Annotated in this window: 21 protein-coding genes; 10 read left to right on the forward strand and 11 right to left on the reverse strand. The window is 39.6% G+C overall.

Annotated elements, in window-relative coordinates:
- Window positions 1–296: 296 nt before the first annotated feature.
- The 3 genes from V7K56_RS23825 to V7K56_RS23835 all read right to left on the reverse strand — a co-directional run bounded on the left by V7K56_RS23825 (window position 297) and on the right by V7K56_RS23835 (window position 3,239).
- Window positions 297–524 (reverse strand): hypothetical protein, encoded by a 228-nt coding sequence (locus tag V7K56_RS23825; RefSeq protein ID WP_334914224.1) that lies wholly within the window; start codon window positions 522–524, stop codon window positions 297–299.
- Window positions 525–543: 19 nt separating this feature from the next.
- The gene (locus V7K56_RS23830; RefSeq protein WP_334914226.1) at window positions 544–2,859 is read right to left on the reverse strand and encodes a heavy metal translocating P-type ATPase; all 2,316 of its coding nucleotides are present in this window, start codon (window positions 2,857–2,859) and stop codon (window positions 544–546) included.
- A gap of 185 nt (window positions 2,860–3,044) precedes the next feature.
- Window positions 3,045–3,239, reverse strand: a complete 195-nt coding sequence (locus V7K56_RS23835; RefSeq protein ID WP_334914228.1) for a heavy-metal-associated domain-containing protein — start codon at window positions 3,237–3,239, stop codon at window positions 3,045–3,047.
- Between the two features lie 417 nt (window positions 3,240–3,656).
- Between V7K56_RS23835 and V7K56_RS23840 the strand changes: the two genes are divergently transcribed.
- Window positions 3,657–5,120 carry an RtcB family protein gene (locus V7K56_RS23840; protein ID WP_334914230.1) on the forward strand — a complete coding sequence of 488 codons (1,464 nt, stop codon included), beginning with the start codon at window positions 3,657–3,659 and terminating at the stop codon, window positions 5,118–5,120.
- A 527-nt stretch (window positions 5,121–5,647) separates the two neighbouring features.
- On the opposite strand, the gene V7K56_RS23845 is transcribed toward V7K56_RS23840, so the two are convergent.
- The 3 genes from V7K56_RS23845 to V7K56_RS23855 all read right to left on the reverse strand — a co-directional run bounded on the left by V7K56_RS23845 (window position 5,648) and on the right by V7K56_RS23855 (window position 10,006).
- Window positions 5,648–6,844 (reverse strand): acyl-CoA dehydrogenase family protein, encoded by a 1,197-nt coding sequence (locus V7K56_RS23845; protein ID WP_334914231.1) that lies wholly within the window; start codon window positions 6,842–6,844, stop codon window positions 5,648–5,650.
- Window positions 6,845–7,700: 856 nt separating this feature from the next.
- Entirely contained in the window at window positions 7,701–8,030 is a 330-nt protein-coding gene (locus V7K56_RS23850) for a hypothetical protein (RefSeq protein ID WP_334914233.1), read from the reverse strand.
- Between the two features lie 410 nt (window positions 8,031–8,440).
- Window positions 8,441–10,006 carry a protein kinase domain-containing protein gene (locus tag V7K56_RS23855; RefSeq protein ID WP_334914235.1) on the reverse strand — a complete coding sequence of 522 codons (1,566 nt, stop codon included), beginning with the start codon at window positions 10,004–10,006 and terminating at the stop codon, window positions 8,441–8,443.
- Window positions 10,007–10,563: 557 nt separating this feature from the next.
- Here V7K56_RS23855 and V7K56_RS23860 point away from each other — a divergent pair.
- The 5 genes from V7K56_RS23860 (at window position 10,564) to V7K56_RS23880 (ending at window position 16,679) form a co-directional block, all read left to right on the forward strand.
- Window positions 10,564–11,349: an HAD family hydrolase gene (locus tag V7K56_RS23860; protein ID WP_334914237.1), complete on the forward strand. Its 786-nt coding sequence runs from the start codon at window positions 10,564–10,566 to the stop codon at window positions 11,347–11,349.
- 171 nt (window positions 11,350–11,520) lie between these two features.
- Window positions 11,521–12,699 (forward strand): DNA double-strand break repair nuclease NurA, encoded by a 1,179-nt coding sequence (locus V7K56_RS23865; RefSeq protein WP_334914239.1) that lies wholly within the window; start codon window positions 11,521–11,523, stop codon window positions 12,697–12,699.
- 408 nt (window positions 12,700–13,107) lie between these two features.
- Window positions 13,108–15,801: a PAS domain S-box protein gene (locus V7K56_RS23870; protein WP_334914241.1), complete on the forward strand. Its 2,694-nt coding sequence runs from the start codon at window positions 13,108–13,110 to the stop codon at window positions 15,799–15,801.
- 149 nt (window positions 15,802–15,950) lie between these two features.
- Window positions 15,951–16,148 carry a hypothetical protein gene (locus V7K56_RS23875; RefSeq protein WP_334914243.1) on the forward strand — a complete coding sequence of 66 codons (198 nt, stop codon included), beginning with the start codon at window positions 15,951–15,953 and terminating at the stop codon, window positions 16,146–16,148.
- Between the two features lie 21 nt (window positions 16,149–16,169).
- Window positions 16,170–16,679 carry an FHA domain-containing protein gene (locus tag V7K56_RS23880; RefSeq protein ID WP_334914245.1) on the forward strand — a complete coding sequence of 170 codons (510 nt, stop codon included), beginning with the start codon at window positions 16,170–16,172 and terminating at the stop codon, window positions 16,677–16,679.
- Between the two features lie 135 nt (window positions 16,680–16,814).
- Here V7K56_RS23880 and V7K56_RS23885 read toward each other — a convergent pair whose 3' ends face one another.
- Window positions 16,815–18,989 carry a DEAD/DEAH box helicase gene (locus V7K56_RS23885; protein WP_334914247.1) on the reverse strand — a complete coding sequence of 725 codons (2,175 nt, stop codon included), beginning with the start codon at window positions 18,987–18,989 and terminating at the stop codon, window positions 16,815–16,817.
- A gap of 138 nt (window positions 18,990–19,127) precedes the next feature.
- Here V7K56_RS23885 and V7K56_RS23890 point away from each other — a divergent pair, with 138 nt between their 5' ends.
- The gene (locus V7K56_RS23890; RefSeq protein ID WP_334914249.1) at window positions 19,128–19,559 is read left to right on the forward strand and encodes a DoxX family protein; all 432 of its coding nucleotides are present in this window, start codon (window positions 19,128–19,130) and stop codon (window positions 19,557–19,559) included.
- 29 nt (window positions 19,560–19,588) lie between these two features.
- Window positions 19,589–20,146: a DUF2808 domain-containing protein gene (locus V7K56_RS23895; RefSeq protein WP_334914251.1), complete on the forward strand. Its 558-nt coding sequence runs from the start codon at window positions 19,589–19,591 to the stop codon at window positions 20,144–20,146.
- Between the two features lie 397 nt (window positions 20,147–20,543).
- Here V7K56_RS23895 and V7K56_RS23900 read toward each other — a convergent pair whose 3' ends face one another.
- The 3 genes from V7K56_RS23900 to V7K56_RS23910 form a co-directional block, all read right to left on the reverse strand.
- Complete coding sequence (locus V7K56_RS23900; protein WP_334914253.1) at window positions 20,544–20,987, reverse strand: type II toxin-antitoxin system VapC family toxin; 444 nt, start codon at window positions 20,985–20,987, stop codon at window positions 20,544–20,546.
- 2 nt (window positions 20,988–20,989) lie between these two features.
- Window positions 20,990–21,262: a DUF2281 domain-containing protein gene (locus V7K56_RS23905; protein WP_334914255.1), complete on the reverse strand. Its 273-nt coding sequence runs from the start codon at window positions 21,260–21,262 to the stop codon at window positions 20,990–20,992.
- Window positions 21,263–21,478: 216 nt separating this feature from the next.
- On the reverse strand, window positions 21,479–22,867 hold the full coding sequence (locus V7K56_RS23910) for a serine/threonine-protein kinase (RefSeq protein ID WP_334914257.1): 1,389 nt from the start codon (window positions 22,865–22,867) through the stop codon (window positions 21,479–21,481).
- Between the two features lie 170 nt (window positions 22,868–23,037).
- Between V7K56_RS23910 and V7K56_RS23915 the strand changes: the two genes are divergently transcribed.
- Window positions 23,038–23,274: a hypothetical protein gene (locus V7K56_RS23915; protein ID WP_334914259.1), complete on the forward strand. Its 237-nt coding sequence runs from the start codon at window positions 23,038–23,040 to the stop codon at window positions 23,272–23,274.
- 17 nt (window positions 23,275–23,291) lie between these two features.
- Here V7K56_RS23915 and V7K56_RS23920 read toward each other — a convergent pair whose 3' ends face one another.
- Entirely contained in the window at window positions 23,292–24,341 is a 1,050-nt protein-coding gene (locus V7K56_RS23920) for a serine/threonine protein kinase (RefSeq protein ID WP_334914261.1), read from the reverse strand.
- A 336-nt stretch (window positions 24,342–24,677) separates the two neighbouring features.
- Between V7K56_RS23920 and V7K56_RS23925 the strand changes: the two genes are divergently transcribed.
- Window positions 24,678–25,997: an acetyl ornithine aminotransferase family protein gene (locus tag V7K56_RS23925; protein WP_334914263.1), complete on the forward strand. Its 1,320-nt coding sequence runs from the start codon at window positions 24,678–24,680 to the stop codon at window positions 25,995–25,997.
- Window positions 25,998–26,012 lie beyond the last annotated feature (15 nt).

Below are 26,012 nucleotides of genomic sequence, written 5' to 3' on the forward strand. Positions count from 1 at the left end.
ACGAGTTATTAATAACCTCCAAAAAAAGGCTCTAGCTTTAGGTTTTGAGCTTGTTCCTCAGCCCGAAGTAAATACGGTTTCTTAGGAGAGGGATACCTTTTGCGGGTTTATCCGGTTAGGTGCAAGATATGAGATGACAAGCGTGAATGTCAGGAAGAGTAATGTTTTTACCTCCTGCCCCCTGCCCCCTGCCTCCTGCTATAAAAGCATTACTTTCAGGCTGGAAGAATATCAGCGACCATCATGAGAAGACAATTTGTGCGATTATTCAAAACACCTCTTAGGACTGACACTAATCAGGAATCAGGACTTTTATAAAGAATAAACCACCACAACTCTAGTCCAATTAAAGCTAAACCAGCGATCGCAACACCAGTTTTCAAGCCCAAAGGTTGCTCAATGCTTTGAAATTGGCTAGTTTGCCTTGATGAATGGGCTGGCATTTCTGCTAATGTTACACCTGATGTCCCAGTGATCAGCACTAAAGCTATCAGGCTTTCCCAAAGCATTTTTTGACTGAACATTTGCTAAATTACCCTGCAATTATGAGCTAATTTTTGGTTGAAATTTACGCAATCTGAGGGCATTGCTAACAACAGACAGCGAAGAAAGAGCCATCGCCGCGCCGGCGATAATTGGATTGAGTAACCAACCAAAGATAGGGAACAAAATTCCCGCCGCAATCGGAATACCAATGACGTTGTAAATAAAGGCAAAGAAGAGATTTTGTTTGATATTGTTGATAGTGGCGCGACTAAGTTGAATTGCTGTCACAATTAAGAGCAAATCGCCAGAAATTAAGGTGATATCGCTAGCTGCGATCGCCACATCTGTTCCCGTACCAATGGCAATTCCCACATCAGCTTGTGCTAAGGCTGGCGCATCATTTATCCCATCACCAACCATTGCGACAATTGAGTGCTGAGTTTTCAGTGAGAATTTACGAGAATTCTCTCCCCTTGCTCCTCTGCCCCTCTGCTCTGTTTGCAAAGCTTGAATAATCGCTGCCTTCTGATCTGGACGCACTTCAGCAAAGATTCGCCCAATGCCAACTTGTAGAGCGATCGCATCAGCAGTTTTACGATTATCTCCGGTGAGCATTACTACTTCTAAACCTAACTTTTGTAAGGCTTTCACTACTGCTGCTGACGAAGGTTTTAAGGCATCAGCAATACCAATTATTCCTTGTAGTTCACCATCTACAGCAATCAAAATAACTGTTTTACCAACCGCTTCCCAGACATCTTTATATTGCTGGAGACTGATGGTGTTAATTCCAAGTTCTGTTAACCAGCGTTGTGTACCAATTTGCACAAGCTGATTTGCAACAACTGCTTGCACACCACTACCTGCATTAGCCACGAAGTTCTTTGCATCTATTAAATTCACTTCTTGAGACTGGGCGTATTTCACCACCGCTTCTGCTAAAGGATGCTCAGAATTGCGTTCTACCGTTGCTGCTAATTGTAAAAGCTGGAGTTCATTACCATTAGCCGTGCCGTTGACAGTTACAAAGTCTGTAACTGTCGGTTTCCCTTGAGTTAAAGTGCCAGTTTTATCTAGAACGATGGTTTGAATTTTGTGTGCTAGTTCTAAGCTGTCAGCACCTTTAATCAAGATGCCATTTTCTGCACCTTTGCCCGTCCCCACCATTACAGATGTGGGGGTAGCTAAACCCAAAGCACAAGGACAAGCGATAATCAGTACACCCACTGTTGTCATTGTTGCTAAGGTGAGGTTGCCAGTGAAATTAAACCAAATGATGAAAGTGGCGATCGCAACGGCAATCACAGCTGGTACAAACCATCCTGTCACTTGATCTGCCAAACGTTGAATAGGTGCTTTAGAACCTTGGGCTTGTTGCACTAATTTGACGATTTGAGCTAAAAATGTATCATTTCCGATTCGTGTCACCCGAAACTGAAATGCACCTGCACCGTTTATCGTCGCCCCAATCACCTCATCTCCTGGCTGCTTTTTGACTGGCAAACTTTCACCCGTCACCATTGCTTCATCTACTGTCGAAGCGCCTGCAATCACTTCCCCATCTACCGGAATCTTTTCACCAGGACGCACCAAAATCACATCATTGATTCTGACTTCGGCGATGGGGACATCAATTTCTATTCCATCACGGATAACTCTGGCATCTCTAGCTTGCAGTCCAATTAGTTTGCGGATGGCTTCAGAAGTTTGTCCCCTAGCGCGATTTTCTAACAACCGCCCCAGCAAAATTAAGGTAATGACAATAGCGGCAACTTCATAGTAAAGATGAGGAATCAAACCCTGAGCAATAAAAAATTTCGGAAAAACAGTGACAAACAACGAATATAGATAGGCTGCACTTGTACCCAAAGCAATTAACGTGTCCATCGTCGCCGTATGGCGCTTGAGGGATTTCCAGCCATTGCGGTAAAAAGATCCACCACACCAAAAGATTACGGGTGTTGTCAACACTAACTGCACCCAAGAATTCTGAAGAAAACTTGGAATTAAGGGTAAATTTAGCCCAGTCATCATGGGCAACGATCCTAAAAGTAGGAAAATGCTGATTACACCTCCCACAACTACCTTGAGAGAGAGTTGGCGTTGTAATGCTTGCCTACTCGCTTTCTCAGCATCATCTTCTTCAAAAAGCAATTCTTCTTGGAGTGAATCAGAAGAGTATCCCGCAGCAGCGATTGCAGCTTGGATTTTCTCTAAATTCGCTACAGAGCGATCGTATTTGATGGTAGCTTGCTCTGCTCCAAAGTTAACGTTGCAGTCAATCACCCCAGAAACAGAGCGAATTGCCTTTTCGATATTGTTGGCGCAAGCAGCGCAACTCATGCCTCGAAGTTTGAGTGTGAGAGTATCCATAAATAGATAAACCCCTGTAATTAGTGTGAGAGGAGCGTGAAGGAGGCAGGAGGCAGGAATATTATCTGTTGTTCTCAACTCCATCTAATTCCAAGCCACCAAATCATAAATTTTGATTGGGGACTTAACACGACAGGAGGCTCCAGAGCATTATTCCTTCTGCCTCCTGCCTTTCTTGTTAAAAATTAAGCAACTGGATAACCCGCAGCAGCTAACGCTTCCTTAATTGCTGTTTCTGATGCTTGAGTTTCTACACTGACAAGCTTGGTTGTTGGATCAGCCTGAACGCTAGCATTGGCATCGACTGCCTGAAGTGTTTTGGTGATGGTGGTTGCACAAGCAGAACAAGCCATATTGGGCACTGTGAGTTGGAGAGTCATAGATTTACGGGATAAAATGAACAACTTAGCCAGATCGAGCTGGATGACTGAGACGTATCCCTCACACATCAGAAATTTCTGGTTGAGAGTCGCCTTGAATTTATCCTAGACTCTCCAGCCGACTGGAGAGTCTAGAGATTTTTAAAAGTTTTTCGCTAAACTTCAAATTTCTTTACAACTTTGGTTTAACTGAGTAACGTTGCCCATCAAAATACAACGTACTACAAGACACTTGTCATCTGCTGAAAGTGTATGTTATTAAGGCTATATAACCACATTAGTCAGAATTAACCTGTTGTTTTCCCCACAGTTCTGGGAAAATGACCTTCTGCATTAATTGAGACGCGGCTGCTGAACCCAAGTCTCCTCATTTCTTCACAACAAAGGATCTTTTTTAAGACCTTATTTGGAGTATTCATGCAGCCAAAAAATCTCAAACGTCTCCTGCGTGCTTTAGAGCGGCAAGGTTTAGATGTAACTTATAACAATCGCACTTATTTAGTTCGTTTAGTTAATTCTCCCGATGCTCCTGTAGCAGAAGTACTACTACCGGAAGACTTCCTTGTAGAAGCTAAGGCACTGAAGCAGTTAGCGAATTTAGCAAGCGTCCGTCACCCGTCAGGTGGATGCGTTTGTCGTGCCTGTGCCACGCCTGACTTTCACCCAGGTGATGCGGGTGTTGCCATTGGTTCAGTGATAGAAACTGTGGGTCAGATCATCCCTGGTGCTGTCGGTTCTGACATTAATTGTGGGATGCGCCTCCATGTTGTTGATTTGACAATTGAGGAATTCCTGACAAAGCGCGACCAATTCGTAGAAAAGATGAAAGGGGATTACTTCTTTGGTACGCGTGATGTGACAATGACTGCTCAAGCAATGCAAGCTCTATTTCAGTATGGAGTTCCCGGTTGGCTGGATACCATGCTAGATAAGCCTACAGGGAGTGTAATCAAATCTGATTTGCAGCAACTTGCTCAAGAGAGTGATGGCTTTGCCAACGCCAAGGGCGAACGCATCTTCTTAGGTGGTTCAATGGATGGTAACTGGAAACTAGCGCCTGAAGAATTAGTTCCCGACGCTGGATTAGTACGCGATGGTGGACTAGCAACCATTGGCGGTGGTAATCATTTTGTCGAAGTGCAGCGGGTTGATAAAGTCGAAAATCGCCCACTTGCTCACGTCTGGGGAGTGCGTGAGGGACAGCTAGCTTTTATGATTCACTCTGGTTCTCGAAATGTGGGTAAGTATATTGGGGGAAGGTGGCGAGATAAAGCTAAGGCGATTTGGCAAAAAGGTCTAAAGTACCCTGATTCTCAGATTTTTCCTCTCTCTACCCATTCTCACCCTGAATTAGTCGCCAGTTACTTGCAAGCTGAGGCAACTGCTGCTAACTATGCCTTTATCAATCGTCTGCTGTTAGCGGAACTGCTACGTCTGCGTTTACGGGAAGTATACAAAGATGTAGAAGCACCTTTAGTTTATGACTTGCCCCATAACATCACCTTGCCAGAAGGTCAGGGATGGGTAACACGCAAGGGCGCTTGTCCTGCCCATCTAGGGCAACCAGTGATTATCCCTGGTTCAATGGGTGCTTATTCTTATCTGATGGTGGGTAGAGGCAATCCAAGATTTTGTAATTCGGCTTCACATGGGGCGGGAAGAATTCGTTCTCGCTTCAATCTCAGTCGTAAAGGTGCATCTCAAAGTGAAGCAGAACTGGGATTAACTGGGATAGACTGCATCACCCTGCGTGAAGAACGTCGAATTGAGGAAGCACCTGCTGCATACAAACCGATTCAGTCTGTGATTGATGTGCAGGTTGAAGCAGAAATGGTAGACGTTGTGGCGCGATTGAGTCCGGTGTTGACGTTTAAGGCGTAGCTGCCCAATAAAAAGCCCCTGGTTAAAACCAGGGGTATCCATCTTTATTCCCTCATTTAGAATCGCATCTGTGAAGCTATAATAAATCCGTGTTAATGCGATAACTGCATATAATAATGATTATTTTGCAATCAGCAAATGAAAAGGGGCTGGAAGGTTAGGTTTGAATCATTCGTGAGAGGTTTAGGTCTGATATCATTTGTCAATAAGCAAGAGTACTCAAAATATAGCTGAAAAGCCGGGTTAGAAACACAATTTTTAAGCAGGCGATGCCTACAGCGGGCTACGCCTACGCGTCATCTTAAAAAGCATCACTCATTCTTACGTAAAAAAAATATATAGTATTAAATTTGATACTTAACTTTGATACAAATTTTTAGCGTAACTACTATTGACAAAACTCACTTTGTTTTTAAATATTACGAATGAGGATTGGTGAGGCTTCTGGAAAACTTTTCGGTCTACTAAATTTAGCTAAAGAAGCGCGATCGCACTCACAAGTTTTAGAGTCAAGCTTATTCAATCCATTATAAAAAATTCACGATTCCCAGGCGCAAGACTTCTCGCGTAAAGTCGCAGGAATACCCGATAGTTGCATCGGCAAGAAACTTGCCAGCCAAACACTCTCTTGTCACCCCATAGCCCCCAAGAATTTCAACTGCTGTTTGTGCGTTTTTGATTGCAACATCCACTGCAAAAGTTTTGGCGGCTGGTGCTTTGACTGTGGTAGCAAGTTGGGGAGAAGTTTCTGCTTGAAGGGCTGCATCCCATACTACCAGTCGTGCAGCCTGGGTGTTAATCATCATATTCGCTAATTTTAAAGCTACTGCCTGATGTTCGATAATCGGACGACCCCAACTAACTCTTTGCTTGGCATAATTCAAAGCATACTCATAAGCAGCACGAGCCAAACCAACATAAGAAGCTGCCAGCCCAATAGCTACTTCTGGAACTAACATCAATAGTTTTCCTGCTTCCCCTTCAAGTCCAATCAGATTTTGTGCAGGGACTAGGACGTTATCTAGGGAAATCTCAGCATGATGCGAGGCTTTCCAACCAATCATTTGTGTCTTTTTGCCAAACTTAATCCCAGGTGTATCTGTTGGAACATAAAAGATGGACAAACTTTCGCGCAATGGTTTATCCATCGCTGTACGGGCAATGATAAAGTAGGCATCCGCAATTCCAGCATTTGTAACTAAGGAGGATTTTGTTCCATTGAGGATGTATCCATCACCTTCACGTACTGCAAAGGTCTTCATCCCAATATTGGAATCTGGGAACGGGCAGAATATATCAGAGGTGGCGACATTAGGTTCACTCTCTGCGGCGCTGAATAGATGTGGTTTTCCTGATTTTACAAAAGATAATATTCGTTCTTGCTGTTCTTGGGTTGCTGCTCTGCTGACAAACAGCGACATCGCTGCGGTGAGATTAAAGTAACTACAAGCAATGCTGACATCAACAGCGCCTATTTCTTCTAACACTACAGCCAAGTCTATGCACTTTCCACCCACACCTCCTAGTTCTTTTGGAACCATCAAGGATGTGAATCCCAATTCAGCTCCTTTATAAAACACCTGTTTGCAGAAATCCCAAGGTTCCATCTCTAGATTGTTAGACTCTTCGATTATCTGAACAATAGGCCCAATCTTATTTTGAGCAAAGTCACGCGCTTGTGACTGCAACATCTGCTGTTCTTGAGTGAGGCTAAAGTCAATCATTTTTTATTTTTTCTTTATTCTTACAACGCAAATATATAGCTTTCTAAGCAAATGCTTTACAATATACTTTTTTCAACATTATTTAATCTAATTTTTGAACCATGTTAAAAAATATTTTAAATTTATTTCTTTACGACTTCAATGATTTATTTTTTGATAGAGAATAGATTATTTTTAGATCTAGTTGCATGAAATATTTGAGAAATGCTGACAGCTATTATGTTTGCATTCGTGATAATTTAAGATAAGGCGTATTTTGTCAATCAGTTAAAATACTCAAAATTTTCTTCTTGAAAAAGATAATGGTGCTGAGACAGAGGGGAAAGATACAAGCGTCGCTTGCCTTCTTCCCCTCTTTATTTAATTATCATTATCTTTAATGTCTTTAATAGTTTAAATAGGGACTGAAAAAGTATTGTAACAAGAGAATAACTTTGTAAAAAGTGAGGCTCACTTCTCAGGTAAATTAAATTATCATACGTTGAAGTTTTGGCACTCGTTTTGTGTAAATACTAGCAAATTTAAGTAACCTAGATTGTGGCGATCGCCTTTTGATCGAGTGTAGATTTTAGTTCCTATCATAGCCTTTGAACATGGAAACCACTGTTTCAAGATATTCTTCAATCATCAACAACAGTAGAGTTAGGGCACAAAGATTATCAATCGTCTAACAGCCGACTTGCAGAAAACTTCTCCAGAGATGAAGGTATTTCCAGTTCGCAATCTCAAATATGTGCAAGTATGTGCGGAGATTTGCTAAAGCTTATGCAGACGAAAAATTTGTACAAGGAGATACAAAAAACGGAGAAATTATCAAATACTTTCTCCGTCTTTCTGCATCTTCAATAAATAACTACTAAAAAATTCTATTTCCTTCTTCGTCAACTCGCATTTCCCGAATTACGTCAGAAATCTCTTCAGCATCTTTAACATGGTGAAGTGCCTTTTTTTCGCCGTTGGGTTCATCTACAACGAAGTAAGTCGGGACTGTGATTCTCTCGCCTGTAATGTCTGGTACATCATCAACCGCTGCCTGTTTAGCCTTCTCTTCAACTGATTGAGGCTTATCAGAAATTTTATCTCCTGGATTCACGGTTAAATTTTCTTTGTTTACGTCTAGCTCACGAGAATCCCGATCTTCAGTTACTGGTTGATTAATTTGATTTTCTTGATTTTTCTCACTCATGGCGCTTTCAGTTGTTAAAATATGGAACTCGACTAACAACAGCTTAAAAAATTAAAGGTATAAAGAATTCTTTCTCTGGAGAGAGTTTAAGAGTATATTTTGAAGATATTTTTTGAAGAACATATCTTAGGTTATAGTCTAGCTCTGAAGTTGATAAATAACCTCATACTTCAGAAATAAATAGTAATTAAAAATTTAAAGCTCAGGAGCAACTCTTAAAAAAAGCAAACTTTCTGAAAATTAACCGATAGTAAACACAAATATACATTAATCTAGTGCGATCGCACCGTAGTATAGTAGAAGACCTTTGTTAGAAATAGAACTGTAAAGTGGGGCAAAGCCCCTCCAAAAACGCCCACTTCACCGCGTTGAGGGATTACCAGACTACCTACTAAAACCTTTAGAGCGAACTATTTGGTATCATTAACAATCCATCTGCTATTTTGGGCATCCCACAAAAGGAAAAAGCGTACAGAACCAGGAATTACTTTTCCAGTGTTCATCAAATATTTTAATTTAGCATTTACTGTAGCTGTTTGTGTACTTGCCTCTACCAAACTAACTTGTTCGATATCTACACTTTGAACCTTCCCCCCCCACCAGTCAATGTATGAAAGATAGCCATCTGGATGCAGCCGTTTATTATTTTGATAACTAGGAGATAGTTGATTCCATCCAGTTTGAAAATCACGTTTATTAATAGTTTCAAAATAATTTTGCACAGCTTGTTCTGGTGTTAGTCTATCGATTTGAGGCTGTGTTGAAGAAGGCAGTTGAGCAGATTGAGTGGGACTAGTAACGTTATTGCTGGGAAATTGCGATCGCGCAGATAATACTTCTTGATCCTGTGTTTCTTTACTTGTAGTAGGTTCTGGAGTGATGGAAACTGGAGATTGTGCAGGTGTCGGCGTATCTTGCACTTCATCGCGGGTTGGGGATGAAACGCTTGACTGTACCACTGATTGAGGCGATTTACTAAGGACAAAACCAATGATTATAGAACCACCAATCAAACCACCTGCAATTAGACTAGCGAGAAATATTTCTCTGTGCCCAGTATTTTGATGGGGAGGTTGATACGAAGGCGCTGGGCTGACAGAAACTGTATTTTGAAGCGTTGCAGGAGGTGCAGTTACTGTAGGCGGGAAGGTTGCTGCACCAAATTGCAAGACTTCCAGCATTTCTTTAGCAATGGCAAAGCGATCGCGTGGATGGTAGGCGATCGCCCGATCTATCACCTGTACCATTGTCTGGCTTACACTCCAAGCATATTTGTGCCAGACAATTTCCCCGGTACATGGATCTGTTTCTAATTCTTGTGGCTGTCTCCCCGTGAGGAGATAAATTGCTGTGATTCCTAAACTATATAAATCACTAGAATAAACTGGTCTACCTGCTGCTTGTTCACTTGGCATATATCCAGGCGTACCAATCACAATCGAACTGGTAGGATTTCCTTGGGAATTCACCACTGTTCCCATCGTTTCCCGTATCGCGCCAAAATCAATCAGCACTGGCTTACTATCGCTATGACGCAAAATGATGTTATCTGGCTTGATATCTCGATGAATAATCCGCTGATTGTGTACGTATTCTATTACTGGTAATAAATCTACTAATATTTCTTTTACTGCACTTTCACTTAATGAGCCTTGCTCGTGAACTTTTCTAGTTAAGGTATCACCTTCAATCCACTCTTGAACTAAATAGAATTGACCATCTAGCTGGAAGTAAGCATACAAAGTGGGTATCTGTTTAGTTGCACCGCCCAAGTCTTCTAAAATTGACGCTTCACGCTTAAACCTCTCTTGCACCAACTGGTAAATTTGAGGATTATTTTGAATTGGTCTAAGTTGTTTAATTACACAACGACGGTTAGAAGGCATTTGGGTATCTTCTGCCAAGAAAGTTTCACCAAATCCGCCACTTTCCAAAGTCCGAATTACTCGATAGCGTTTGTTTAGCAGTGTTTGCATAAATTAGCACTAGTAAGGACAAGAGGGTTTTGTCCTGTTGTCCCATTTACTTTCTTTACAATTTAGTTTTTTGGTTAGCAGCAATCTAAACATTCTTGAGTTCATTTCACTAAAACTTAGTATATTATGCGTCAATTAGGCTACTGCCTGAAACAGTTAAAATCACTAGAATATAAGTATTTTAAATGTTAATTACTGCGTACTAATACTGAAAATAAAGCTAAGTGCAGCGTCTGTTAGAAAAGCAAATAGAATCTTGAGAAGAATCAGTTTATTTGTCCTTGTTATGGATCTCAATACGATTTTCAGGGTCGAGTTGTTCGTGGTCTAGTTAAACGTTCTTTACCACTAATCACCGTAATAGTCAAGCAAAAGCAAATTCGTTTAGTTAATCGCAAACCTACTGTAGATTCTGGTTAATCTACTAATAACCAATCAAATGTCACAATTTCACCATACTTTTTCAGCAAGTTATAAATTATAAAAGACTAACAAAAATTACTGCATGATTTAAATTTGTCGGATAAGCTGACAACAGCAGTTTTATTCTCAAACCAATGACCACAAGTAGTCCCAAAATTTTAGCCCTGGACTTTGATGGAGTGATTTGCGACGGATTAATTGAATATTTTGAGGTAGCATGGCGTACCTACTGTGAAATTTGGTCTTCTGCTAACGACACACCGCCAGATGATTTAGCTTTAAGATTCTATCGGCTAAGACCTGTTATTGAAACAGGTTGGGAAATGCCCATTTTAATTAAAGCCTTGATAGATGGAATTCCTGACGAAAAAATTCTTCATGAATGGGTAAGCATTGCCCCACAAATTTTGTTAAATGACAAGCTACAAGCAAAAGAAATAGGTGCAAAAATAGATAAGCAGCGAGATGAATGGATTACCAGAGATTTAGGTGGTTGGCTGAGTCTGCATAGATTTTATCCGGGGGTAGTAGAAAAAATCAAATTAACTATTGACAGTGGAGTTAAGTTATACATCGTGACAACTAAAGAAGGGCGTTTTGTCCAGCAGTTGTTGCAACAAGAAGGAGTGAATTTACCACCAGAAGCAATCTTTGGGAAAGAAGTCAAGCGTCCCAAATCTGAAATTTTGCGAGAATTAATCCAGTCAGCAGAAGACAAGTCGGTTAGTCTCTGGTTTGTAGAAGATAGACTCAAGACATTACAGTTAGTCCAACAGCAAGCAGACCTTGAGAATGTGAAACTTTTCCTTGCAGACTGGGGCTATAACACCCAAGCCGAACGGGAATCTGCTCAAAACGATCCGCGAATTCAGTTGTTATCACTTTCTTTGTTTGCCAAAGATTTCTCAGCTTGGCTTTAATATATTAAATATCTAGTGAAAAAGAGACGTAGCAGTGCTACGTCTCTACAAGGGTTCTAAATAATGCATATTTAATTTATGGACATATTTATATAAATCAAATATGTATTTTATAAAATTAGATGAAATAATAACTTACAAGTATTCACTCCTCACATCGCACTTACTTTTATGCTTGACCTAACAAAACTGGCGCGAGAAATGCAGGGTTTAAGTCAGCATCTTACTTTAGAAGCTGCTGCCAGTCGTCAGCGTTTAGAACTGGCACAACAACATTTAAAAAAGGCTTACGAGTCTCAACAAGATTTAATTGATCGCCAAGAAAAATGGCGCGATCGCATTCTCTTTACTAATGCTACCCCAATAGAACCACTAGAAACCTGCATCGATATCCCAGTTCCGCCAAAAATTCATACTGTCATTGCTACCGATGGTTCTCAAATTGCCCCTAACCATCATGAAATTGCTTACTGTTATCTGCTAAATATCGGCAGAGTCGTCTTACACTACGGACAAAATCGCCATCCGCTACTCGATAGTTTGCCAGAAGTATTTTACCGCCCAGAAGATTTATATATGTCTCGGCAGTGGGGAATTAGAACTGAGGAATGGATGAGTTTTCGCCGCACTGCTTCAGAAACAACGGTGTTAGCAGAACTTGCGTGTAGTGCAGCGCCAGCAGAAACGCCAGCGCTAGCGATGGTAGATGGTTCGCTAATTTACTGGTTTTTAGAACAATTGCCGATGGATGCACGCGATCGCATTTTACCCCCCATCCTGGAAGCTTGGCAGCAGATGCGTGAGGCTAAAATTCCGTTGATGGGCTATCTTAGTGCTTCTCGCAGCATCGAAACCATGAACTTTTTACGGCTATTGGCTTGTCCCCATCCAGTACCAGACTGTAAAAGTCATTGCCCAAATCAGCTAGAAAAAGTACCTTGTAAAATTTTTGAACAGTTACGAGATACTTCTGTTTGGGCAACCAGGCTCAAACCCGGACAACGCAGTACTTTATGGCGCAGTAATTCCCCAATTCTCGAACTCTACGGCGATCAAACCATTTACTTTTGCTATGTCCACGTTGGTACCGAAATCGCCCGAATTGAAGTTCCGGTATGGGTAGCGGAGAATGCAACTATGTTAGACCAAGCACTAGGACTGATGTTAGCACAAGTGCAAAAAGGATATGGCTACCCTGTAGCGATCGCTGAAGCGCATAATCAAGCAGTAGTAAAAGGTGGCGATAAAGCGCGTTTCTTTGCCCTACTCGAACAACAAATGATTAAAGCTGGTTTAAAAAATGTTGGAACTTCCTATAAAGAAGCTAGAAAGCGCGGGAGTATTGCTTAAAATAATTCGTAATTCGTAATTCGTAATTCTTAATTCATAATTGAATTCTTAACTACGAATTACGTCTTACAATCTTAATGCCTTAGCTACTTAAGGAAAATGACAAATAAAAAATTACGTAACACTTCTTATCTTAAATTTAAAATCTAAATGTTTACTTTACAGCTTTTTAGGGAACCCTTTATTTAGTAGAGAATTAAGTCAACAGCTAGCTTACTCAGTAAAAACTAGTAGATACTTATTAGCTTTACTATCAAGTTCATTACGTTTTTATTCGTAAGTAACCAGTCTTAGTCCTAACTGACATTAGGCAAGTCTCTAGATTGAAATATTTTATTGCAATGATTATTCCATTTTAACAATAAACGTATTAACTTTTCTTTCAAAACCTTCATACCTAAAAAGCTGATGAAACTAGTTAAATCTGAGTACAAACAATCTGAAGAAAAATATTCTCGATTTTTCTCACTTTCTATAGATTTATTGTGTATTGCTAATTTTGATGGTTATTTTAAGTATTTAAATCCAGTATGGACAAAAATATTAGGTTGGTCAATTGATGAACTAGTTGCTAAACCTTTTATCGAATTTATTCACCCTGAAGACCGTGAATCAACTATTGCAGTAGCCCAAAAAATTACACAATCTGTAGACGCAATCAGGTTTGAAAACCGCTATCTTTGTCAGGATGGTTCTTACAAATGGCTATCATGGAATGCGACTGGCTTTACTGAAGAAAAATTGATTTATGCAGTAGCTCATGACATTACTATTAATAAAAAAAATCAGATAGCGCTAAATAATTCTATCCACGAGTTAGAAGCTTTTAAATTTGCCTTAAATGCCCATTCACTGGTAGCTATTACTGATAGAACTGGAAGAATAACCTATGCCAATGACCTATTTTGTAAAGTTTCTCAATATTCTCCAGAAGAACTTTTAGGGCAAGATCATCGAATTATAAACTCTGGACACCACACAAAAGAATTTTTTGCAAATTTATGGAAAACTATTGCTCAAGGAAAAGTATGGAAAGGAGAAATTCAAAATAAAGCCAAGGATGGTACTTTTTATTGGGTAGATACTTTGATCGCCCCAATGTTGGGACAAGATGGAAAACCTTATCAATATGTATCAATTCGTACAGATATTACACAGCGCAAGCTTTCAGAGTTAGCTTTATTAGAGCGATCGCGCTTGTCAGTTTTGAGTGCAGAAGTCAGTTTGGCCTTATCTCAAAGTGGCACACTTCCAGAAATTTTGCAAAACTGTACAAATACTATTTCCAAATATCTTGATATCGGCTTTGTTTGTATCTGGACATTTGAAAGACAGACAAACCAGTTACAATTGCAGGCTGGCGTTCATTGCACAGATATTACTTGTAGTGCTTTAAGCGATACCCAAGATTTCCCAGAGCATATCGCTTTAGTCAATAATATTATTGGCTTAATGATTCAAAATCATCAAGCAATTTTTAACGAAGAATTATCAATTAATAATTCCAATGAACTTCTCAATTCTACATTATCAATTTTACGATTTTCTGCTTATCCCCTAATAGTAGAGCAGCAAACAATCGGTATAATGGCTTTATTTAGCAAGCAATTATTTACCGAAGCAACTCATAACCTATTAAATTGGATTGCTAATAATATTGCTGTAGCTATTGACCGAATCTGGGCACGAGAAGAACTTTTCAGTCGTCGGGAAGCTTTATTACTGCGTTTAGCTAGTCAAATCCGCAGTTCTCTTAACCTAGATATGATCTTAGAAACTGCTGTGAATGAAATTCGCAGCTTATTACAAATTGACCGTTGCTACTTTCTTTCTTATTTACCGCATCCATCTCAACCAAGCCTGACTATTAGCTATGAAGCACGAAACCCTAACTTGGCAAGTATGTTAGGCAGTATTCCACTGCAAAAAAGCACTTTTTTGACTCAAAACCTTCTGTCTCAAGAACTAAGCTGCATCGACAATATTAATAGCAAATCACATCTCGAATATGATGTGCAAGAATTTTTAACTGAGTTTGGTATCACATCTCAACTAATGCTACCAGTTAAGAGTAATTCTGGGGAAATTGGAGCAATTGTGTGCAGTCATTGTAGTGGCGATCGCATTTGGAATAACAGTGAAATTAGCTTGCTACAAGCTGTTTGCGATCAACTAGCGATCGCTATCGATCACGCACAACTTTATACCCAAAGTCGCGCTGCTACTTTAGAAGCTCAAACTCAAGCTGAAAAACTCACCGAAACCTTGCATAAATTGCAACAAACTCAATCTCAACTGATCCAGAATGAAAAAATGTCTAGCTTAGGACAATTAGTCGCTGGAGTTGCCCATGAAATTAACAATCCAGTTAATTTTATTCATGGCAACTTAACCTATGCTAACGAATACTTTCAAGAGATGCTAACTCTTTTGCACCTTTATCAGCAACACTATCCCCAACCCGTAGCAGAAATCGAAAAGTTTGCTAATAGAGTTGATTTAGAATTCATTACTGATGATCTTTCTAAACTCCTATCTTCGATGAATATGGGTACTAATCGTATCCGGGAAATTGTTTTAGGATTGCGAAATTTTTCTCGTCATGATGAAGCAGATAAAAAACGAGTTGACATTCATGAAGGAATTGACAATACGTTATTAATTTTGCATCATCGCTGGAAAAATAATGGAATTGGCTTGGATATCTCTATAGTTAAAGAATATGGTGAGTTGCCTTTAGTTGATTGCTATCCTGGGCAGCTTAATCAAGTATTTATGAATATTTTGACTAATGCGATCGATGCCTTAGAAGAGTCAATGGTCAGGATAAAAACAAATCAAAAACCACAAATTATAATTCGTACTGAAATTTTAGAGAGTAAATTTGTTGTTATCCGAATTGCTGACAACGGATTAGGAATGGGAGAAGATATTAAGAAGCGGTTATTCGATCCATTTTTTACCACAAAACAGGTAGGTAAGGGAACAGGTCTAGGATTGTCAATTAGCTATCAAATTATAATAGAAAAACATGGTGGAATTTTGAATTGTTTATCAGAACCAGGAAAAGGCACAGAATTCTGGATTCAAATTCCAATTTAAAAATACTCTACGTTTAAAACGCCACGATTTTATATAAAGCTGTACAAAAATATGTAAATTGAGTAGTAGTGAAAATTGCAGATAATGGGCCAGGTATGACCTAAAAGGCGAAAAATAAACTGTTCGATCTATTTTTTACCACCAAACCTATGGGTCAGAAAACAGGGTTAAGCTTATCGATTAACTACCAGATTGTGGTGCAGAAACACTCCGAAGTACTGCGGTGTGAACCAGAATTGAGTAAAGAAACCGAGTTTTGGATTAAGATTCCTTTATATCAGATGGGGGAATCGGTAAGCCATAATGGATTTAAATTACCTACTGATTTGCAAAAGTCAAAAGTTTAGAGAAATTATTGACTAAAAACTATGCAAAATTTAAGTACATCTAGCATCATAGGACTGAGTTTAGAGCTTTTTCATGTCCAAAGCAACACTACTTTTGATTTACCACCAAATACTGCGGTGTTTCATATCGGTAAACCCAATGACCAAATTCCGCCAGATATTGATGTTTCCAACTTGCCAGATGCAGATGTAGTTTCTCGCATCCATGCACAGATTCAAATCTACAAAAATAATTACTTTATTGAAGATTTAGGAAGTTCTAATGGAACATTTGTCAACAACACTAGATTAGAACCTAGAATACCTTATCAAATAAATTTAGGAGATAAAATAGACCTTGGACAAGGAGAAAAAGTCACATTTATATTACAAGATAAGATACAATCTCAACGAAATCTTCTTCCTCTTGCCAGTTCCACAAAAATGCAGGCTCAAATTGCTGTTAATAGCAGACAAACTCCGGTGAATTGGACAACCAAGTATATAGGCTTTACTTTAATGGTAATGTATTTGCCTCAGTTAATCTTTTAGTTTTTGTAGCTTCATCTGCTTTTTTTTTCGCCGGATATCAACTTTTGAATACTGGAAAAATTTTAAATTATGATTTGCGATCGCTCAAGAAATTAATTAAAAAATAGCTCTTTATAAGAATTACGAATTATTTTTTTACTCTTTCCACAATGCCACTTGCTGTTTCAGTTCCCTCATATCCAAATAATCGTTAGCAAAAGCTTTCCATAAAAGTGAATGAGGAATAAAACCATCATATTTTTGAATTTCCGGCGCTTCTGAAGTACTAACTAAATCTTCTGAGGTAATTCTTTGTTCACATAATGAAGTAATTTCACGATAAAGATATTTAAATTTATCTTTGCCTAATTTAATTATCAAATAATAGGGATTTATTCCACCAATACTTGTAATTTCTAACGATTCCCGGCAGTAGGAGTTGAGTAATCTTTCTAAGGTACGATAAGCAACCGTACCCATCCAAGGAAAAATGCAACATTTACCTTTTTCTAATTGCAAAATATTCTGCTTATCTAATCCAACCTGCTGAACCAATTGACGAACTTGACGCAAACGTTGCAAAGCATTTTTTTGTAAGTAACTATACTCGATATTCTCAAATAAGACTTGCTGCATTCGTTGCAAAACTTTGGTATGAATAGTACCACTACCACCACGCCAATAAATACTAGCTTTACCCTCAGCTTGTTTAACAAAAATAGCCTTTTTTTGAAAGTCAACTTCTACGACTTCCCAAGTTCTCCCAGCTAAAGCAAATTGATTACCAACAGGAAGTGGCGTGACAATACTGCCAATTTCTGTTGTACCTTGTTTAACAATGTATTCTTGCTGTTCAGCAAAGACAGCATAAAACTGAAATTTCCTCACCACCTTTTCTCCTGCCAAACCCAGGATTAATTTACCTTGTTCAGTATGCTGAATATGACCAATATCAATTAAATAACGTAGTAATAGTTGTAAATCCTCTTTAGAAATCGTAGCAAAGGGCGGCAGACTAAAAATTTGTTTAGCTAAAGCATTAGCTGAAATTTCTCCTGCGGCTGTTAAAATACTCATTGTTTGGTGATAAAGCAAACTCAAAGGATATTTAATTGGTCTAATTGGTTCAATCCATTGTTCCTCTAAATAAAGTTGAACGATCGCAATACACTGTAAAAGTTGCCAAGGGATTTGTTCTGGCAGAGAAGCTTCTGATAATGGCTTCTCTTCAGTGCATACAAAACGCATATCAGCAGCTTCACCTCTTCTACCACTGCGTCCCAAGCGTTGTAAAAAGCTAGCTACAGATAAGGGTGATTCTAACTGAATCACTCGCTCTAAATAACCGATATCTATCCCTAATTCTAGAGTCAAAGTGGCGGCGGTAACAGCTGGATTGTTGGGTTGACGCATCGCATTTTCAGCAGCTTGCCGTAAACTAGCAGATATACTCCCATGATGTACATGATATATATCTGGTAGTCCTTGTTTTTTGGCAATTTGTCGCAAAGATGCAATTACAGATTCGGTTCGTGTGCGATTATTAGCAAATATCAAGCATTTGCGAGACTTGCTGAGGTTGAAAATATATTGTTTATCAGCTGTCGCCTCTGATTCATCTACTTCATCAGTAATATAAAAATGTTCTACAGCTAGTTTTATTTGGCGTTTTATACCGTCAACTTTTGGTGTAATTACTGGCTTATCTGTTCCCGAATGTAGCCAATCTTCAGCTATGGAGTAATCACCAAGAGTTGCCGACAAACCAATACGACGCGGTTGTTTTTGCGTCAACTTCGCTAAACGTTGTAATTGGCAAATAATTTGACAACCGCGTTCTGAACCGATAAAGGCGTGAATTTCATCAATGATGACAAACCTTAAATCACCAAATAAGCGAGGTAGGTCTTGATTTTTGTTAATTAGCAAACTTTCTAAAGATTCTGGGGTAATTTGAAGAATGCCTTGCGGATTTTTTAAAAGCTTGTTTTTTCTAGTTTGCGAAACATCGCCGTGCCAGTGCCAAACTGGAATATCTGCTTCTTTGAGTAAGTCGTTAAGACGCTCAAATTGATCGTTAATTAAAGCTTTGATTGGACTAATATATAATGCGCCGATGGTGGCAGCAGGGTTGGTATGTAATAGAGTCAAAACTGGTAGAAAAGCTGCTTCTGTTTTACCAGCAGCAGTTGCAGCAGTAACTAGCAAGTGAGCATCAGTGTCAAATATAACTTGACAAGCGGCAATTTGAACTGGACGTAATTCAGTCCACTGGTGATGATAAATATATTCTTGGATGAAGGGTGCAAGTCGGCTAAAGGCATCGCTCATATTTTTTATGGATGAAAGTGTTAATAACAGGTAATTTTTGAAAAATCTTGTCAATTTTACTCCTATTGACTCAAGGCAGATTAACAACTGTCAGTCAAACTGAAGTAATAGGGGCAAGTATATAATGAAGCAAAAACCATGAAGAAGTATAAGGAAATATTACGTGTCATCCTTGCTATATCCATCATTGTGGTTGGAGTGACACACTTTGTAATTCCAGAACCTTATGTCAAAATTATGCCACCGCAACTTCCTTACCCTTTAGGATTAGTTTATCTCAGTGGTTTTTATGAAATTTTGGGTGGTATTGGGTTATTAGTTCCGCCTGTAAGTCAAGCTGCTGCTTGGGGACTTATTGCTCTTTTTATTGCGGTTTTCCCTGCCAACATCAACATGGCGGTTAATCATATTCAGCTAGAACATATACCAAATTCACCTTGGGTACACGTAGTTAGACTTCCCTTTCAAGCTGTTTTAATTGCTTGGGCTTGGTGGTACACGAAATCTTCGGTTGGGGAAAAACAAGCTTCTATCATTCCTAAGTCATTGATTCCCAAGGAATTAGAATGAGAATAAGTGCGTTTTTTTATATCTGAATCATGCGCCTTGCAACTTTGTTTGGAATAACACTTTCGTTAGCAATAGGTATTGGAGAAGTTACGCTTCCGGTGACTCAAGCTGTGCAGCTTAGAGATGGCCTAGTCTATTTCGTCCAACCGCCGACACTTGTTAAGGCGACAACTACTTACAACGAGGTGAATGTTTGGGGCGCAACTTACTATTTCACTATCAATCTGCCGGAGAATGCTGGAGAATCCCTTCAGAAGGTAACGATCGCCCAAAAAGAGGGATCGGAAAACATCCGCTACAATCTTGATGATACCCATGCATTTGTCGGCACACGCGATCACAAAGAAACGCAACTGCAACTAGGTTCAGTCATAGGCGAGAGCAAGACACGCACTGTTTCTGTAATCTTTGATCCACCTGTAACTCCAGGACAGACAATTACAATCGCCCTTCGCCCTGTGAGTAATCCCAGCTTTTCTGGTGTTTACTTATTGGGTGTTACAGCATTCCCTGTGGGTGAAAAATCTCACGGTCAATTTCTCGGCTTTGGACGGTTTCAGTTTTACAGCAATAGGGGAAGTTGGTGATTCCTATAGAGGGAACAGGGAATAGGGAACATTTTCTAAAAGTTGTGTTATAAAAACGGGCAAGAGTCTTAAACAATACGAAACGGCTTACCATCAAGCTTTTTTGTTAAATATCTTTGATGACTCAGGAAAAATTAGCTGTATTTTTCCTGAGTCGCTGACGTATACTCTGATTTTTCAGTAAATGCGTAATTCCTACAGAAATGGAATCAAATGCTACTGAAAATAATCAATTTTTAGCGTTTAATCATCAGTAATCTTTAAAAAATAGAAACAAATTATGTTAAGTATTCCTATTAAACTAAATTTGGGAATGGGTGTGGAGATATTTGTGAGATGCGTGGAGAAGTTTTTTAGTTGAGTGGATGTAAATTGGATATTTTTTTAGTCTGCTAATTTATACCCAACTTTCCCAAGAAATTTCTCTTACTTGTCGCATTCGCTTGAAGTCGCTGTCAGATGAAACAAGAGTCAATGAATGACGTAAAACTGTAGCAGCTATCCAGAGGTCATTTTCACTAATGCCTATGGTATTCAATTTAGTTGTTTTACGTTTATTTTTTTCTTTTGGACCAAATTGTTTGATAATTTCTGATTTAAAATCACCGTATATTTCTGTTGTTTCTTTGTCGATCCCGTATAGGTTAATTCGTTTGATAAATGCATTGATTTTTATTAAATTAGCAGCTTTTTGATGTGAATTTTGCGCCATAAAGTGCAACTCACCAGCAACAATAACACTAGTTGCTAATTGTACCTGACCAAGCGATCGCAAGTGATTCACAACACTAGGCATCCCTTCCATCAAAAAGGAACAGTGATTAGTATCCAATAGATACATAATTACAATTCTAGAGGTATCCGACTGTCATGAACTAGTTGCAGGCATTCTCTAATATCTGAACCTTCCCAACTGCCCACAAATTCTAATAAATCTTCAGCAGTAGAACCTGTTAAGGTGTGCTCTGTTGTAAGCGTTTGAGCAGGTTGGCTGTCTGAAGATATACTATTTTTTTCATGTTTGACTTGCAAAAATTGCACAAAGTCTAAAATTTCCTGCAATAAGGGTTCAGGTAATTTTTCTAGTTCTTGGTTAATTTGTTCTTTAATAGTCATTATTATCCCTGTATTTACATGGTTGAAAAACTGGGTATTGAATTTATATCCTAATCTAATATTGATTGCGGCTTTTTGTGTTTGCAAAGCGTGCGCCTGAGTACCTCGCTTATTTAAACAGTTCCAAGTAACGAAAAGCTAGAACCCGCAAGGCTTCGTGGAATATATCTTGTTCACAAAGTTTTAGAAATCTCGTAAACCTTTATACATTACAATTTACAAGTCTGGACGCGAGAGAAGAAATACCCGGTAATTGTGCTGTCTTGCTGAAAAGTACAGTGCTGTCTCTATAAGCCCCCAAGTTTTTAATGGCGCCACAGGGAGATGCCCCTGGGTAGAGTCTGTTATCAATTTTCTTAATGGCGCCACAGGGAGATGCCCCTGGGTAGAGTCTAGCGAATAGTTGTATTCATTATCCTTTACCCAGCCTTCATTATTGCGCCAGCCTAAGCGATCGCCCAAAAGACACTCCGTTTCATAATCTACTTTGCCACCGCATTCTAACCAAATGCGTTTTTGTACGCTAAAGCCAAAATGACCATTGCTGTATTTTACCCACAATTGGTCAATTGTGCGTAAATCTGTGCAGGGAAAATTTTCAATGGATTCATAATTAAGCCAGCCTTGCTGTTCTCTTTTGGCTACTTTCAGCATGACTCTGGTGGTTTCTTGGTTTGCTGCTTTCCATTGACCCGCTTTGAGCAAATTTTCTAGATTTTGGTAATCTACCCCCACATCTGAAGCTAATATCAATTCTGTTAGATTAGCTTCAGATGTGGGGAGTAAATTCAACCACTCTTCCATTGTCTGGGGTCGGTCTTTTGCCTCTAATGCCATGCCTTGCAGAATCGCTTCATTTACAGCATCACTAAGACTAGGGACAAGTTGCTTTGGTGATACTAATTCCTCTTGCTCATACTTGCGGTCAAAGGAATTGGTGGGGCGTTGTCCAGTGATGGCATAGTACAAAGATCCAGCTAAACAGTAGACATCAACTGTTGGGTGACGAATCCCTTTGCGTAACTCATACGGTGCAAATACTTTGTTCCCAAAAGACCTAGACAATGTACTCGGTGGGGACATATCGCTGGCAATACCAAAGTCAATTAATACTGCTTTGCCTGAGTTAGGAATCTCTGAATTAAAGTTGAGCATAATATTGGGGGGAGTGACATCGAGATGAAAGACTCCTTTTTTATGTACCTCTACCAAAGCTAAACCCATTTGGCGGATGTATTTTACAGCTTCAGTTTCAGGTAATTTCCCTTGGCGTTGTACGTATTCCCATAAACTCTTGCCTGCTATATATTGCATCTCTAAGCAGTAGCAACCATCTTCTTCAACAAAAAAGTCGAATACTTGCACAATATGGGGATGTGAGTCTGTACAACACATTGCTAGCATCCGTGCTTCTTTTTTGAAGCGTTCAACATATTTGGGATAATCTGGATCTCGTTGGACGCTGATGTTGGGGGTTTTGATGACGACTCGGCGGTTTTGCTTGGTATGCATTGCTTGGTAGGTAACTGCAAAACCGCCACCACTCAACTGTTTTTCTATTTTGTATTTGCCGTTATGTATTAGCTGTCCGTTTTGCCAGAACATATACCCACATTTATTGATGGCTAATGTTGATTCTGACACGCTTTTTGTGAGTTATGGTAGTTGACGTTGGTGAATTAGAAGATGGATAGCTCACGCAGAGGCGCAGAGACGAAGATTGAGGTTTTCTGGCTATTGCTAAAATAACTATTGGAGTCGCAAAAGCAACAAATGTGACTTCAAAACTAACTATTGCAGTCGCAAAAGCAACAAATGCGACTTCAAAACTAACTTTTGGAGTCGCAAAAGCAACAAATGTGACTTTAAAACTAACTATTGGAGTCGCAAAAGCAACAAATGCGACTTTAAAACTAACTTTTGGAGTTGCAAAAGTAACAAATGCGACTTTAAAACTAACTTTTGGAGTCGCAAAAGCAACAAATGCGACTTCAAAACTAACTATTGCGTAGGCGTAGCTGGTTGCTTATTACCTATTTTGTGGTTGAGTGGGGGATGATGGCGTTTGTTGTGTTGAAGGATTGGTCGGTGTTGATGGACTTGAGAAAAATCTATCAATCAATTGAACACCATTATTAAGTGCTGAAATCAAAGGTTCTATCTTAGTTGCAAGTGCGGCAACTGCGAGTATTGCTGCTAGCAGTATCTGTAAACGTTTATTTCCCAAACTAGGAAAAGCAAATCTCCTTCTCCAACCCAATTCTTTTAACCAGTCTTCTACTGTTTCGGGACGGTTGTCGGGTTGTAGTTCCATTGCGTGGAGAATCGCTTGATTGACGCGATCGCTAATCTTATCATTCAATTCCTTAGGTGGAATTAAACGCTTATTGTTATCTTGGCGCTCAATAGCACTTTCTGGCAGTTTTCCTGTTAATAAAAAATATAAAGTTGCAGCAAGAGAATAAATATCAGTCCAAGGTTTACGTCGCGCCTGTTGTCTAGGAGAGTTGGAATACAGTTCAATTGGTGTAAATTTATCAACTAAGTTACCGCGACTTGACACTGGGTTATCAACGAATCTTCGTGCTAAGTCGAAGTTTATCAAAACAACCAGATGCGTACCCGCCCGCAAAATAATATTTTCTGGTTTCACATTTCGATGCAAAAATCCTTGTTCATGCACTACTATGAGTGCTTTTCCAATTTGTTGGATGTAATCTAAAGCCTCTTTTTCAGGGAGAAATCCTCGCGGTTGGACAATCTGGGCTAAATTATCTCCTGGAATATACTCCATGACCATGCATTTTAAATCACCTGACTCGAAGGTATCAATGACTTGGACAATATTCGGATGTTTGCATATTGCTAGTTTACGGGATTCATCTGCAAAACCTGATTTTAAGCGATCGCGGTCTTCGTTACTTAATTGATTAAGCAAATTGGAATCCAATGTTTTAATTACAACATTATTGCTACCTCGATTCTCAGCAAGGTAAGTAATAGCAAAGTTCTCCTGTCTTAAATTTTGTTTAATTTCATACTGATCGCGGTGTAACTTTTGTCCAGATACCCAAGTCATTGGTTGATTATCTCAGAGACTTTTATTAATTTTTGCATATAGCCATTCTCTTGTGGATGCGATGCCTACAGCGGGTTACGCCTACGCACCTGGAAAATGTGTGTTATAAAAGCGGGCAAGAGTTTAAAAAAAATACGAAAGTCTTTACCATGAAGCTTTTTCGTTAAATATCTCTAAGGATTCAAGAAAAAGTATTTGTAATTTTTCACGATCGCTAACGCATACTCTAATTTTTCGGTAAATGCGTAATTCTTACAGCAATGGAATCAAATGCTACTGTAAGCAATCAAGCTTTAGCGTTTAATCATCAGTAATCTTTAAAAAATTGAAAAAATTATGTTAAGTATCCCTATTAACCTAAATTTACCTTGTATACCCCGTTTAGTAACTTCCTTACCTGGGCCTCGTGCTCAAGCAATTGTACAACGCGATCGCGCCGTAACTTCTCCTTCTTACACCCGCGATTACCCATTAGTTGTATCTCGCGGGCAGGGCTGTATGGTAGAAGATGTGGATGGCAATGTATTTCTGGATATGACCGCAGGTATTGCTGTCACCGCCACCGGACACGCTCACCCGGAAGTTGTCAAGGCAATTCAAGAACAGTCGGTGCGTCTGCTACACATGTCAGGGACGGATTTTTATTATGAACCAATGGTGGAACTAGCGGAACAATTAGCAATTCGCGCCCCTTTTCCTCACCCACAAAGTGATACTACGTTTCCCGCAAAGATATTTTTCACCAATTCCGGGGCAGAATCCAACGAAGGAGCAATTAAACTAGCTCGATATTACACCAAGCGATCACTAATCGTAGCATTCTTAGGCGCATTTCACGGACGCACTTATGGGGCAATGTCTCTCACTGGTTCCAAAGCAGTGCAGCGAGCTAATTTTGGGCCTTTAGTTCCTGGGGTAACTCATATCTCCTACGGCACTCACGCTAGCTTAGATTACTTGGAAAAACAGTTGTTTAGCACAATTTTACCACCGCAAGAAGTGGCGGCGATCGTAGTCGAACCAATTCAAGGAGAGGGTGGATATATCGTACCCGAAGATGGTTTTTTGCAGCGGATTCGGGAGATATGCGATCGCCACGGTATTCTGATGGTAGTGGATGAAGTACAAGCGGGGATGGGGCGGACTGGTCGCTTATTTGCGATCGAGCATTGGGGTGTGATGCCTGATATCATTACTACTGCTAAAGGTATCGCCAGTGGTATGCCATTAGGAGCGATACTAGCCAGACCAGAGTTAATGACTTGGCCTCCTGGTTCTCACGCTACAACATTTGGCGGTAATCCCGTAGCTTGTGCTGCTGGTATTGCTACACTGCGATTGCTAGAAAGTGGTTTGATGACCAACGCTACCCAAATGGGAGAATTATTACAAGCTAGTCTTACCGAGTTGCATCAAAGATTTCCGAGAGTATCGCCGCCACGAGGTAAGGGTTTGATGATAGCGGTAGATTTATTGGATGAACAGGGTAATCTCAATTATAAATTGCGCGATCGCATTATTCAAGAAGCTTTTTTACACGGTTTATTGTTACTAGGTTGCGGTAAAGCAGCAATTCGTTTCTGTCCCCCTCTAGTTATCGACAGCGACCAAATTCAGATAGCCCTTCAAATTATCAGCGAAGTGTTAAGCTGCTAAGGAAAGTGGATTTAA

It is taken from the genome of Nostoc sp. (genome assembly GCF_036917535.1).
Classification (GTDB): Bacteria; Cyanobacteriota; Cyanobacteriia; order Cyanobacteriales; family Nostocaceae; genus Nostoc.

Bases quoted from the DNA above. Each gene is read 5' to 3' on its own strand.
- V7K56_RS23825 (WP_334914224.1), bottom strand. From the start codon at position 524: ATGTTCAGTCAAAAAATGCTTTGGGAAAGCCTGATAGCTTTAGTGCTG.
- V7K56_RS23830 (WP_334914226.1), bottom strand. From the start codon at position 2,859: ATGGATACTCTCACACTCAAACTTCGAGGCATGAGTTGCGCTGCTTGC.
- V7K56_RS23835 (WP_334914228.1), bottom strand. From the start codon at position 3,239: ATGACTCTCCAACTCACAGTGCCCAATATGGCTTGTTCTGCTTGTGCA.
- V7K56_RS23840 (WP_334914230.1), top strand. From the start codon at position 3,657: ATGCAGCCAAAAAATCTCAAACGTCTCCTGCGTGCTTTAGAGCGGCAA.
- V7K56_RS23845 (WP_334914231.1), bottom strand. From the start codon at position 6,844: ATGATTGACTTTAGCCTCACTCAAGAACAGCAGATGTTGCAGTCACAA.
- V7K56_RS23850 (WP_334914233.1), bottom strand. From the start codon at position 8,030: ATGAGTGAGAAAAATCAAGAAAATCAAATTAATCAACCAGTAACTGAA.
- V7K56_RS23855 (WP_334914235.1), bottom strand. From the start codon at position 10,006: ATGCAAACACTGCTAAACAAACGCTATCGAGTAATTCGGACTTTGGAA.
- V7K56_RS23860 (WP_334914237.1), top strand. From the start codon at position 10,564: ATGACCACAAGTAGTCCCAAAATTTTAGCCCTGGACTTTGATGGAGTG.
- V7K56_RS23865 (WP_334914239.1), top strand. From the start codon at position 11,521: ATGCTTGACCTAACAAAACTGGCGCGAGAAATGCAGGGTTTAAGTCAG.
- V7K56_RS23870 (WP_334914241.1), top strand. From the start codon at position 13,108: ATGAAACTAGTTAAATCTGAGTACAAACAATCTGAAGAAAAATATTCT.
- V7K56_RS23875 (WP_334914243.1), top strand. From the start codon at position 15,951: ATGGGTCAGAAAACAGGGTTAAGCTTATCGATTAACTACCAGATTGTG.
- V7K56_RS23880 (WP_334914245.1), top strand. From the start codon at position 16,170: ATGCAAAATTTAAGTACATCTAGCATCATAGGACTGAGTTTAGAGCTT.
- V7K56_RS23885 (WP_334914247.1), bottom strand. From the start codon at position 18,989: ATGAGCGATGCCTTTAGCCGACTTGCACCCTTCATCCAAGAATATATT.
- V7K56_RS23890 (WP_334914249.1), top strand. From the start codon at position 19,128: ATGAAGAAGTATAAGGAAATATTACGTGTCATCCTTGCTATATCCATC.
- V7K56_RS23895 (WP_334914251.1), top strand. From the start codon at position 19,589: ATGCGCCTTGCAACTTTGTTTGGAATAACACTTTCGTTAGCAATAGGT.
- V7K56_RS23900 (WP_334914253.1), bottom strand. From the start codon at position 20,987: ATGTATCTATTGGATACTAATCACTGTTCCTTTTTGATGGAAGGGATG.
- V7K56_RS23905 (WP_334914255.1), bottom strand. From the start codon at position 21,262: ATGACTATTAAAGAACAAATTAACCAAGAACTAGAAAAATTACCTGAA.
- V7K56_RS23910 (WP_334914257.1), bottom strand. From the start codon at position 22,867: ATGTTCTGGCAAAACGGACAGCTAATACATAACGGCAAATACAAAATA.
- V7K56_RS23920 (WP_334914261.1), bottom strand. From the start codon at position 24,341: ATGACTTGGGTATCTGGACAAAAGTTACACCGCGATCAGTATGAAATT.
- V7K56_RS23925 (WP_334914263.1), top strand. From the start codon at position 24,678: ATGTTAAGTATCCCTATTAACCTAAATTTACCTTGTATACCCCGTTTA.